The organism is Novosphingobium sp. PC22D, from assembly GCF_002556635.1.
Classification (GTDB): domain Bacteria; phylum Pseudomonadota; class Alphaproteobacteria; order Sphingomonadales; family Sphingomonadaceae; genus Novosphingobium.
On sequence record NZ_MWMO01000035.1, the window covers coordinates 1 to 10,396 of the forward strand.

10 protein-coding genes and 2 pseudogenes are annotated in these 10,396 nt (G+C 63.7%); 8 read left to right on the forward strand and 4 right to left on the reverse strand.

Annotation, left to right across the window (positions count from 1 at the left end; all coding sequences use genetic code 11):
- Positions 1-81 precede the first annotated feature (81 nt).
- The 4 genes and pseudogenes from B2G71_RS23280 to B2G71_RS23295 all read left to right on the forward strand — a co-directional run.
- Positions 82-177 (forward strand): annotated as a pseudogene (locus B2G71_RS23280) (redox-sensitive transcriptional activator SoxR); the annotation flags it as partial.
- A 295-nt stretch (positions 178-472) separates the two neighbouring features.
- Entirely contained in the window at positions 473-1,393 is a 921-nt protein-coding gene (locus B2G71_RS23285; RefSeq protein ID WP_141521691.1) for a hypothetical protein, read from the forward strand.
- Positions 1,390-2,247 carry a sulfotransferase domain-containing protein gene (locus B2G71_RS23290; RefSeq protein WP_276306942.1) on the forward strand — a complete coding sequence of 286 codons (858 nt, stop codon included), beginning with the start codon at positions 1,390-1,392 and terminating at the stop codon, positions 2,245-2,247. Before B2G71_RS23285 ends, B2G71_RS23290 begins: the two co-directional genes overlap by 4 nt.
- A complete protein-coding gene (locus B2G71_RS23295) occupies positions 2,244-2,711 on the forward strand; it encodes a lasso peptide biosynthesis B2 protein (protein ID WP_098109049.1) in 468 nt (155 codons plus the stop codon). The genes B2G71_RS23290 and B2G71_RS23295 overlap by 4 nt, the downstream gene beginning before the upstream one ends.
- Here the strand turns inward: B2G71_RS23295 and B2G71_RS23300 are convergent.
- The gene (locus B2G71_RS23300) at positions 2,654-3,220 is read right to left on the reverse strand and encodes an aspartyl/asparaginyl beta-hydroxylase domain-containing protein (RefSeq protein WP_206049501.1); all 567 of its coding nucleotides are present in this window, start codon (positions 3,218-3,220) and stop codon (positions 2,654-2,656) included. The two genes, B2G71_RS23295 and B2G71_RS23300, sit on opposite strands and share 58 nt — an antisense overlap.
- Before the next feature lie 336 nt (positions 3,221-3,556).
- On the opposite strand from B2G71_RS23300, the gene B2G71_RS23305 reads away from it, so the two are divergent.
- Together B2G71_RS23305 and B2G71_RS23310 are read left to right on the forward strand one after the other, a co-directional pair.
- Positions 3,557-3,832 (forward strand): PqqD family protein, encoded by a 276-nt coding sequence (locus B2G71_RS23305; protein WP_098109051.1) that lies wholly within the window; start codon positions 3,557-3,559, stop codon positions 3,830-3,832.
- Positions 3,833-3,874: 42 nt separating this feature from the next.
- On the forward strand, positions 3,875-5,779 hold the full coding sequence (locus B2G71_RS23310) for an asparagine synthase-related protein (protein ID WP_098109052.1): 1,905 nt from the start codon (positions 3,875-3,877) through the stop codon (positions 5,777-5,779).
- 26 nt (positions 5,780-5,805) lie between these two features.
- On the opposite strand, the gene B2G71_RS24275 is transcribed toward B2G71_RS23310, so the two are convergent.
- Positions 5,806-5,970 (reverse strand): hypothetical protein, encoded by a 165-nt coding sequence (locus B2G71_RS24275; protein WP_168176477.1) that lies wholly within the window; start codon positions 5,968-5,970, stop codon positions 5,806-5,808.
- A gap of 246 nt (positions 5,971-6,216) precedes the next feature.
- Here B2G71_RS24275 and B2G71_RS23320 point away from each other — a divergent pair, with 246 nt between their 5' ends.
- A complete protein-coding gene (locus B2G71_RS23320; RefSeq protein WP_098109054.1) occupies positions 6,217-8,163 on the forward strand; it encodes an asparagine synthase-related protein in 1,947 nt (648 codons plus the stop codon).
- On the opposite strand, the gene B2G71_RS23325 is transcribed toward B2G71_RS23320, so the two are convergent.
- Positions 8,151-8,339 (reverse strand): hypothetical protein, encoded by a 189-nt coding sequence (locus tag B2G71_RS23325; protein ID WP_098109055.1) that lies wholly within the window; start codon positions 8,337-8,339, stop codon positions 8,151-8,153. The two genes, B2G71_RS23320 and B2G71_RS23325, sit on opposite strands and share 13 nt — an antisense overlap.
- A gap of 294 nt (positions 8,340-8,633) precedes the next feature.
- On the opposite strand from B2G71_RS23325, the pseudogene B2G71_RS23330 reads away from it, so the two are divergent.
- Positions 8,634-9,540: pseudogene (locus tag B2G71_RS23330) on the forward strand (IS1595 family transposase).
- Between the two features lie 355 nt (positions 9,541-9,895).
- Here B2G71_RS23330 and B2G71_RS24280 read toward each other — a convergent pair.
- Complete coding sequence (locus tag B2G71_RS24280) at positions 9,896-10,141, reverse strand: hypothetical protein (protein ID WP_168176478.1); 246 nt, start codon at positions 10,139-10,141, stop codon at positions 9,896-9,898.
- Positions 10,142-10,396: the final 255 nt, after the last annotated feature.

Consider the following 10,396-nt stretch of genomic DNA (forward strand, 5'->3'; position numbering starts at 1 on the left):
CCACAACAGCTCGCCACAGCCCGCCGCGAATGGCCCTGCGCCGTCCCAGAGCCAAAATCGCATTGTTCACGGACGACTAGCTGCATCGGCTGCGGCTGCCTGTCGCTTGCGGACTGCCCGCTCAGGAACCCGGACGACGTGCTGGGCAATGACGGAACGGGCGCCCGCTTGCTGTGACCGTGCCCTCGGGCCTGTCCGTTGCGAAACGGAGGTCCCTGCCAAGCACCCAGCGCATCCCGCAGGCAAACCGGCCCCTTCGCGATCGCATCGCGCGTACCGGCCGCCGGTACGATCCTGAAGGCCAGCCCGACGCGATCGGTGCGGGAGTTGGCTCAATTCGGCTGCACAAGCAAATGGTGCAGAAGAGAATAATGTCGAGCGGCTGCGCGCCTGTGATGCCCGATCCGATAACTGGACGCGCTATCCCAGGTACGCTACGGTTCGACTTCCGCTTATGTCGATGAGAGCGCAGTTGTTCGGATATTCGATTTCGGGGCTTCATGTCGCGAGCGATCTAGTACTTCCCGGAGTTATCGCGCGCGAAGACGATTGCATCCCTGCCGAAATAACCATCGCCGAAGGTCCGGTTCCCGAAAGCCTCCCCGCGCCCACCTCGCGCGGCCCCAACTGGGAAATTGCCGGCGACCGGCTGCTGATCCGCATTCCCGATATCATCACCATGCTGCTCCAAGGCGGCAATCGCATCACTTATCGCCTCGCGCCCGGCCGGTCGCCTCGGGACGGCGCGATCTTCGTCAGCGGCACCGGCTTCGGCCTGTTGATGCATCAACGCGGGCTTTGCGTCCTTCATGCCAGCGCGGTTCGCGTCGGCGGTCGCGCGGCGCTGTTCTGCGGCCGATCCGGCGCCGGCAAGTCGACGATCGCGGCCGCGCTGGGCCAGGCGGGCCATGCGTTCGTCGCCGACGATCAATGCGCGATTTCGGGGATCGCCGAAGGGGCGCCGTTGGTCCATGCCGATGGACGCGCGATGAAGCTGTGGCAGCAGGCGATCGACAGGCTCGCGCCCTCGCAACAGCCCGAGCAGGCCGTTCGCGAGGGCCTTTCCAAGTATTATGTTCCCGTTCCGCTGGCGGCCATCGAGCCGCTGCCGCTCGTCGCGGTCTATCTGTTGACGGACGCCAAGGGCACCGACGGCTTGTCCATCGCGCGCTGTTCGCTGGCCGATGCCGCACAGGCCATCCGCGCCAATGCCTATCGTCCGCCGGTAATCAAGAAGATGGGGCAGGAAGGCCTCTATCTCCAGGCCGCGGCGGCGATCTACCATTCCGTCGGCGTCTACCGGCTGGTGCGACCGCTCGGCTTCGACGCGATACCGGCGATCATCGCGGGCCTTGAGGAACACTGGCGCGCGCTGGAGGAGGAGCCGCGTTGACGCGTATCGTCTGGCTCGCTTCCTTTCCCAAATGCGGCAACACGTGGTTGCGGCTGCTGCTCGCCAATCTCGATCAGGACGCACCGGTATCGATCAACGCGATCAAGTCGGCTGGCGGCATCGCCAGCGGACGCGAGCGGTTCGACAACATGTTCCTGTTCGCGGCGGGCCTGCTGACCCATGACGAATGCGACGCGTTGCGCCCGGTTCTTTACCGCGCGCTCGCGGAACATGATAACGGCGCCGGTCCGCGCTTCGTCAAAACGCATGACGCGTGGACGCACACCTCTCTGAGCGAACCGCTGATGGGCGGCGCGGACGCGGCTTCCGGCGCGATCCTGATCGTGCGTGATCCGCGCGACGTCGCTGCCTCGCTGGCCAACCATATGGGGACATCGATCGACAAGGCCATCGCCTTCATGGCCAGTTCCGGGTCGCAATTCTGCGGAAAGTCCGACCGTCAGCCCCACCAGTTGCGCCAGCGCCTGCTTGGCTGGAGCGGCTTCGCGCGCAGTTGGCTGGAGCAGGACGCGCTGCCGGTGCATCTGCTGCGCTATGAAGACCTGCATTGCGACACGGCGGCCGCGCTTGGCGCCGTGCTCGCCTTCGCCGGCGTGGAAGCCGCTCCCGAAGCCCTCAAACGCGCGGCGCGGCACGCCTTGTTCGCCGAATTGCAAGCGCAGGAACGGGCGGAAGGCTTCGACGAAGCGCCCCGTCGGATGACGACAACGCGCTTTTTCCGCCAGGGACTCGCGGGCGGCTGGCGAGGTGAACTGACCGAGGCTCAGCGCAGGCGGATCGAGGCCGATCATGCGCCGATGATGCGGAGGCTCGGCTATGAGGTCGCGTCATGAACGGGCGAGTTCGCCGGGCCCGGCTGTTCCTGACGATGCCGCGCCACAAGCGCCGTCTGCTTGTCGAGGCGGCCCTGATGATGTGCGCCGCGAAACTGGCGCTGGCGACCCTGCCGTTCCGCAGGGTGACTCGCTGGATGGGGCCGCCGACGCCCCCCGGCGAGCCGTCCATCAGCCCTGCGGCCAATGCGGACGTGCAACGGCTGCGCGGCATAAGCTGGGCAATCGCCACTGCCGCACCGCATCTGCCTTTCGCCACGCCGTGCCTCGTGCGCGCGCTCGCCGGTCATGCCATGTGCCGCCGTCGCGGCCTGGCGAGCATCGTCCATTTCGGCGCGCCGCACGGGCGCGGCTCGCTTGACGGAACACATGCCTGGCTTGACGCCTCGGGCGTGCGCCTGGCCGGCTATCCGCTCGATCGCGACATGGTTGAGCTAGGATGCTTTCCCTGGCCGGCGCCCTGATGCAACAGGCCGAGCAGCCAGTCGTCCACCTGGCAGTCGATCACCAGATGCACGCGATCGCTCGGGCCGTCGTTGGTGACGGCGTGTTCATCGCTGAGCCGCAGATACCAGGCCGAACCGGGCGCCATCGGCACTGGCGTGCCATTGAGCAGGAATTCGACCGCCGCATTGCCGGTGATCGGCACATGCAGCCGCGCCGCCCCCGTTTCGGCGGCGAGATCGACATCGTGATGCGGCAGGATATGCGAGCCGGAACCGAGCCGCATCAACCGAACCGATCGCAGCGGACATGCGAAGTTGCCGAGCACTTCCGCCAGATACGGCGCCCGTGCCAACCAGGGCGTCGCCACATAGTCCGTCGCGACCGGATCGGAATAGGCCATCTTCACCGGATGTTGTGCCCCGGCGGTGCAGCGCAGCGGCAGCACGGTCCATTCCCCGCGATAATTGCGCGTCACGAAATGGGGAATCCACCCCTCGCCCGGCAGCCCCGCGACGTCGCGCGCCATGCGATCCGCGTCGAACCGAAGCGGCAGGCAGATGCGATCGGGCAGGATCGCGTAAGTCGAAGAACGGGCCGTCGCCATTGTCCGTGCCGCCGCCATCGCCAGGCGCGCCGGTACGGCGCGCCGAGAAACACCCTATCCGGGCCGGAAACGAATGCAAGCGGCGTGCGGATCACGAGTCCGCTCGATCGCGCAGAACGCGGAAACGCGGCGCTTCGTCGCGACTTGTCCGGCGCCGCAAGGCCCCCGGCTGACGGCGCTCGGCATGGATCGAGCCCGACCGCAGATTGACGCGGACCGGCAGTCGCGTAGGAATGCACGCGGAGGGAGAGAGCGCCGATGATCTACCGCAAGACCGGAGATTGGCTGGCCGCCAAGGCTGGCGACGACGTGCTGATGATGAGCGCCGAGAATGACCTCTATATCGGCTTGTCGGGCACCAGCGCGCGAATCTGGGAACTGCTCGATACGCCCTGCGATCTCGATACGCTCTGCGAGCACCTCGTCGCGGCTTACGAAGTCGATCCGGAAACCTGCCGCCGCGAAGTGAGGACGTTTCTCAACGATCTCGTCGAACGCAACGTGATCGAAGTCGCGGGCGGAGATGCGGGCTAACGCCTCACGTCGAATGTCATCGCACCACATCCGAGGGGTGACGTGAGCGCGATTCACGGCCTTGTCCGGTTCGACGGCGCGTCCGCCGATGCCGACACGCTCGACCGCATGGCGCGCACGCTTGCCCATCGCGGCCCCGACGGCAGCGACCGGCTGGCGCTCGACGCCGTGGGGTTCGGCCATTGCCTGATGCGCGTCAATGTCGAGGATTTCCACGAAGCGCAGCCGATCTGGGAAGACGGGCTGCTGATCGTCGCCGACATGCGGCTCGACAATCGCGCCGAACTGGCTGCGGATCTCGGCATCGCCGACGCGGCGCTAGGGACGATGTCGGACAGCGCGCTGCTTGCCCGCGCATGGCGACATTGGGGCGAGGACTGCATCGAGCGGCTGCTCGGCGATTTCGTCTTCGCGGTACACGACACGCGCACGCGGCAAAGCTGGCTGGTGCGCGATCCGATGGGGCAGCGCGCGCTCTTCTATCATCAGGGCGAAGGATTCCTCGCCTTCGCCTCCGAAGTGAAGGCGCTTTGGGCAGTCGAGGGAATTCCGCGCAAGCTGAGGCCGGCCGGAGTCGGTCGGCGGCTGCTCCAGCTGGTAGAGGTTCAAAGCACGGAAACACTTTTCGAGGCTGTCTACTCGCTGCCCGGCGGCACGCTGTTGCGCTTCGATGCGGACGGAACAACCTCGCAGCGACGCTATTGGCGTCCGCACGCGGCCGCGCGGCATCAGGGGCATGACGAAGCCTATTATGTGAAGACGTTGCGCGACACGCTGGAGGAAGCCGTCGCCTGCCGCGTGCGGCGGCTGATTCATCCGCCCGCGCTGATGTTCAGCGGCGGTTTCGATAGCGGCACGATCGCCGCGCTTGCCGAACCGCATGCCGCCGCGAAGGGGCATCGCGTGATCGCGGTCGCGTCGGTGCTCCCGCCGGGAGAGCGGCGCCTGGTGCGCGATGCGCGCGCGGCCGTCGACGCGTTCGCGGGGCGGCCGAATCTCGACATCCGCTACTACGACAACGCCGGGGACGATTATTTCGAAATGCTGGAGGAAAGCTTCGCCGCCACCGACGACCTCAGCGGCACCAGCCGCGTGCGCGTCGCCATGCATCGCATCGCGCGCGAAGGCGGCACGCGGCTGATGATGGACGGGCATGGCGGCGACTATACGGTCAATGTCCTCGGAAACCATTTGCTTGGTCGCATCCTGATACGGGGTCATTTCCGCCGGTTCCTGCGCGAGCTACGTGCGCGGCGGCGTTTCACCGGCTGGTCGCTGCCCTTTGTCTTGCATGGCGGGGTGCTGACTGCGCTGGTCCCCCATGGCGTGCGCCGCGCGATGGCCAGGCTGCGTCGGGGACAGCCGCTATGGCGCGCGCGGATGACGCGCGATGATTTTGCCGCCGATTTGTTTCGGCAAGGCGCTGTCGATCCCGCGCGGCTGCGCGGGCTGGTTCCCTATCAGCGGTGGCAGGCGCGATGGCGGCATTTGCTCGAACGGGGAATATTTGCCTATGCCGGCCAGGGCCGAAGCGCCGCTGCGGACGGGCTCGATTTCACCAGGCCCTTTCTCGATCCGCGGGTCGTCGAGCTTGCGCTTGCGATCCCCGAAAAATATCAGTTCGCCGATGGTCGCGAACGCTATCTCTCACGCAAGGCGTTCGCCGATATCCTGCCGGAAAAGCTGCTTTCCCGCCTTCCCGGCAATGACCAGATGGAACCCGACTTCTTTCGCATGGCGTCGAGCGCTCCGGCAGTGCTCCGGCAACTGACCGAGAGGGATGGCGGCGGCGGCGCGGCACGCTATGTCGATTTCGCCAAGGTCGCCCGGGCGCTCGAAAATCTCGATGAAAACAGTATCGATGATTACCGCCGACTGCAGAGCGCGTCGCACGCACTGATCATGGCCCGTTTCATCAACTGGTTCGAGCAAACCAACGCGCCGTAAAGAGCCGGAACGCGCTGATGCCAGCGTCAGGAGCCGTAGCTAATCCCGCTGGTGGGAGACGTGCCATCGGTGAAAACGGTGACGTTCGCCTGACTGTCGCTGAGCCGCGATTCGATCACCTTGGGAGTCGACCAGACCGCACGCGGGCGATCCGACGCCGCGACGGAGCCGGTCTCAGTGCAATCATTCATGTCGTCGGACTTCGCCACCAGACAAACTCCATATTTGGACCGCGCGACGCATTACGCCCTCTATCTTATGTCAGATTGGCCGCGGCGTTACAATATCAGGACCCGGCACCGCGAGGTCGACCGCGAGATGTGCCACCGCTAGGAAACAGTTGAAGGATCATTGCGAGCAACGCGATGGAAGAGGTCGGCGGCGATGCGCTTTGAACTGAAATCGCGGATTGCGACCACGGCGATGCGCATCGCGGCATGAGCGCGATTCACGGCATCGTGCGTTTCGACGGCGCGTCCGCCGATGCCGACACGCTCGACCGCATGGCGCGCACGCTGGCCCATCGCGGCCCCGACGGCAGCGATCGGCTGGCGCTCGACGCCGTAGGGTTCGGCCATTGCCTGATGCGCGTCAATGTCGAGGATTTCCACGAAGCGCAGCCGATCTGGGAAGACGGGCTGCTGATCGTCGCCGACATGCGGCTCGACAATCGCGAGGAACTCGCCGAGGCGCTGGGCATCGCCGACGAAGCGCTGGGCGCGATATCCGACAGCGCGCTGCTCGCCCGCGCCTGGCGGCATTGGGGAGAGGATTGTGTCGAGCGGCTGCTCGGCGACTTCGTCTTCGCGGTGCACGATACGCGCACGAAGCAAAGCTGGCTCGTGCGCGATCCGATGGGGCAGCGCGCGCTATTCTATCATCACGGCGAAGGGTTCCTCGCCTTCGCCAGCGAAGTGAAGGCGCTTTGGGCAATCGAGGGGGTTCCACGCAAACTCAGCCGCGCCTGGATCGGCCGGATGCTGCTCCACCCCGTAGCCGCTCCGCGTGAAGACACGGCGTTCGAGGAAATCTTCGCGCTTCCCGGCGGCACCGCGTTGCGCTTCGAGGTGGGCGGAGCGATGACGCGGCGGCGCTATTGGCGCCCTCGGCCCGCCGCCCGGCATGAAGGGCTCGACGAAGCCTATTATGTGAAGACGTTGCGCGACACGCTGGAGGAAGTAGTGGCCTGCCGCGTGCGGCGGCTGATCCATCCGCCGGCGCTGATGTTCAGCGGCGGCTTCGACAGCGGCACCATCGCCGCGCTTGCCGGGCCATACGCCGCCGCGAAAGGGCATCGCGTGATCGCGATCACCTCCGTGCTCCCGCCCGGCGAGCAACGCCTGTTGCGCAACGCGCGCGCGGCGGTCGACGCCTTCGCGGACCGTGCGGATCTCGACATCCGCTATTACGACAATGCCGGGGACGATTATTTCGACACGGTCGAGGAAAGCTTCGCCGCCACCGAGGATGTGAGCGGCACCAGCCGCGTGCGCACCGCCATGCATCGAATTGCTCGCGAAGGCGGCGCCCGGTTGATCATGGACGGGCATGGCGGCGACTACACCGTCAACGTCAATGCCCCCACCATGCTGGGCCGCATCCTTCTGCGCGGCCACTTCCGGCGGTTCCTGCGCGAATTGCGCGCGCGAAAGCGGTTTACCGGCCGGTCGCTGGCTTCGCTGGTGTACCGGGACGTGCTGTCGGTGCTGATCCCGGAGCGATATCGGCACGGTATGGCGAGGCTTGCGCGGGGCGGAAAGCCATTGTGGCGGACGCGGATGTCGCGTGACGAATTCGCCGCGGAGATGATCCGGCAAGGCTTTGTCAATCCCGGCCGACTGCGGAACCCGTTCGGCTACAAGCGCTGGCGAAAACGATGGCTGCATCTGCTGGAAGTGGGGATATTCGAAGCGGCGGGCTATAGCCGCAGGGCGGCCGCCGCAGGCCTCGATTTCACCAGACCCTTTCTCGATCCGCGCGTCGTGGAATTCGCGCTTGCGATCCCCGAGGCATATCAATTCCGCGATGGTCGCGAACGCTATCTCTCGCGCAAGGCCTTCGCCGACATCCTGCCCGAAAAGCTGATTTCGCGGCGTCCGGGGAATGATCAGGAGGAGCCCGACCTTTTTCGCATGGCCTCAAGCGCGCCGACGGTTCTTTGTGACCTCGCCGCGACGAACGGCGGCGGCAGCGCCGCGCGCTATATCGATTTCGACAAGTTGGCCAAGGCGCTCGATGATCTGGACGAAACCAGTATCGAGGATCATCGTCGCCTGCTCCTGGCGGCACGCGCGCTGATCGTGGCTCGTTTCGTCAACTGGGCCGAGCAAGATAACGCCCCGGCCGAGGTGCACGGCGCGTCCGACGCCGGTCAGGAGCCGTAGGCATATCCGCCGCAACACGTGCCGTCCGTCGGAACGTTCGGAACATTGGCGCGGCTGTCGCTGACGCGCGAGACTTCGATATGCGGTGTCGACCAGGCGGAGCGCGGGCGATTCAGCGCCGATGCCATGACCCCATCGTTCTCCGGATTTTGCTGTCCCATGTTCGAGTCGACCATAAAGGGAGTTTCCCGTCCTAACTTGTCCGTCGTGGCCTTCGACCCTGACGATATGTCACAAAGCCGTGAAATCTTCAATGACAAGCCCTCAATAAACCAAAAATTAGCGAGTATTTTTCGATTATTGCGAGATTCAGCAAAATTATAAAATCATTACCTTGTCAAGGATATCTCATTTTCCGCAACGTAAACATCAGACAAAATATTTAATAAGTGTAATTACATAGCTATAAAGACAAAATAAAACCCGTTTATCCCCTTGATCCACGTTAGCTAGTCCGTTATACAATGGGCATGACGAAGAAAAGCCCCTCTGCCAGCCCTGAGTTCTCGGTCCGCGAGTTCTTTCAGCGCTTTCCCGATGAGCAAGCCTGCCTTGAACACATCATGGCCGTCCGCTTCGGCGGCCTCCACATGGATTGCCCGGCTTGTGGCGTTGAAGTCACCTATCATAAGCTGACAAAGCGCCGCGTTTATGCCTGCCCCGAGTGCCTTCACCAGATCGCGCCCACGGCCAACACCATCCTGCACGACACGCGCACACCGCTGGTTAGCTGGTTTTATGCGATGTATCTGTTCTGCACGACGCGTCACGGTGTGAGCGGGAAGGAACTACAGCGCCAGCTTGGCGTGACCTATAAGACCGCTTGGCGCATTGGGCAGCATATCCGCGACCTTACCAGCAAGGCCCAAGGTTTTGACGCTCTTCTGGCCGGCCACATCGAACTGGACGAAGCCTATGTCGGCGGACGCCGTTCGGGTGGCAAGCGTGGCCGTGGCGCACCGGGCAAGACCATCGTTATGGGCCTTGCAGAGCGCGATGGCCGCATGAAGGCCGTTGTTAATCCCTGACGTGAAGAAAGAAACGCTACGCGGCGTTGTGCTGGACAATGTGGAGCCGGGTGCGACCGTCTCGACCGATGAACTCTACAGCTACGGCTTACTGACTGGCGATGGCTTCAAGCATGGCCGCGTGAAGCACGGTGCGAAGGAATACGCGGTCTATGACTACCGCGAGAACAAAACGTTCCACGTCAACACCGTTGAGGGCTTCTGGAAACTGTTCAAGGCGTCGGTTCGCAGCACTCACGTCCAGATCAGCGGCAAGCATATGCAGCGCTATCTGGACGAGTTCACTTTCCGCGCCTCGAACCGGAACCGGGTGAACGGGATGTTTGATCTTCTGGTTGGGGCGCTGTGACGCGCTCCACCAATCCTCCAAACATGGCACGGTCGGCCACACCGTATCCATCCGCTTCTGCTTGTGCGGCGAAGTCATCCAATCGGCCGGACGCAAGCGCGTCCGCTAGGGTCAAGCGTTCCATAGAGCTTGCCTATAGACGGATTCTTCACGGTTTGGTAGGTAGCCCACCAAGGGCAAGGTGCTTCTGCACCCTGCCCCGGTGAGCCGAACCAACAAGACGGCTTGCCACATAGGGATACTCACTTTCTAGCGCCCACGCTCTGAACAGAGGGTTGAACTTACGTCCGATGCGCTAACATCGGCATTTTTGGGGAGGCTTCGGCCTCCCCAACTCGTTAGACGCAAGCGCGCCTTAATTCTGGTCCTCATCGATTGTTGGCGCGTTCGGGCCGAGATGGAGTTCTCGTTCGCGATCTCCGTCACCAATGAGTTCCTTGCTCTTCTTCATCCTTGCGATTGCGTTGTACGCACTGTTCGGGTTGTTGGTGATCCCATCTCTCACCAGTCCGTCTACGATCTCTTTTGCCATCACCCCTGGCTTCGCCCCCACCGCTCGGAAAATTCGGTCAATGATGGGCGAACCTCGTCGCGTTGTCATAGGGGCTTTGTCCTTCTCCACACCTCGCCCCACTCGTTCGCGGAACGAATGAAGATTTTCTGGCGTGAAAAGATAGCCCCGATACTCAACTATCCGATCATCACGGTCAGGATCGCGAAGGCGGCTTGTCGCGTGATAAAAGCCCTTGTCGCTATGCTTTAGGCGCTCACCAAGCGGGCTAGGCCGCAAACTCATAAAGCGAGATGAGATGTTGCGGACAGCGCGGGCGACGAGCTAGCTTGGTCCAATGACGAC